The organism is Mycobacterium sp. 852002-51961_SCH5331710 (assembly GCF_001665535.1).
GTDB lineage: Bacteria > Actinomycetota > Actinomycetes > Mycobacteriales > Mycobacteriaceae > Mycobacterium.
Genome location: NZ_LZSQ01000125.1, coordinates 1 through 836, shown reverse-complemented (window position 1 = coordinate 836; position 836 = coordinate 1). Strand labels below are relative to the sequence as shown.

Genomic DNA, 836 nt, shown 5'->3' with positions numbered 1-836 from the left:
GAGACCAGCAAGGTGACCGATACGACGACCACCAGCGAGGTACGCACCGCGTTGCCCACAGCAACCCCCACACCCGACGGCCCGCCCGAGGCAAAGTAGCCGAAGTAGGTGTGAATCAACAAGATCGTGATCGCCATCAACACCGCCTGCAGAAACGACCACAACAAATCGATCGGGTTCAAAAACGTGTCGAAATAATGGTCATAAAGCCCCCCGGACTGACCGAACAACACCACCGTGGTGAACTGCGAGGCCACAAACGACAAGATCACCGCGATCGAGTACAGCGGCGTGATCGCCACCATCCCGGCCACGATGCGCGTAGAGACCAGATACTCCACCGGCCGAATCGCCATCGACTCCAGCGCATCGATCTCCTCGTTGATACGCATCGCGCCCAACTGCGCGGTCACCCCGGCCCCGAACGTGGCCGCCAACCCGATCCCGGCCACCACCGGCGCCGCGATACGCACGTTGATGAACGCCGCCAAAAACCCCGTCAACGCCTCGATACCGATATCGCCCAACGACGAATAACCCTGCACCGCCAACGTGCCACCGGCGGCCAACGTCAAAAACCCCACGATCGCGACCGTGCCGCCGATCATCGCCAACGTGCCCGCACCCATCGAGATCTCGGCGATCAACCGCACGATCTCCTTGCGGAAGTGCACCGCCGCATGCGGCACCCCACCCAACGCGCGCAGATAAAACAGCATGTGATCGCCGATACGACCCAAAAAGTCCACCGGACGGCGCGCACCCCGAGTAAACCGCGGATACGTACTACGAAGAACCTGAACCGTGCCCATTCGGCGACCCCCGCTAACCCGTCG

1 protein-coding gene is annotated in these 836 nt (G+C 61.8%); it reads right to left on the bottom strand.

Going from position 1 to position 836, the window contains the following annotated elements; genetic code table 11:
- On the bottom strand, positions 1-812 hold an 812-nt coding region (locus A5752_RS25030; RefSeq protein ID WP_067091716.1), incomplete at its 3' end, for an MlaE family ABC transporter permease.
- Between the last annotated feature and the right edge of the window lie 24 nt (positions 813-836).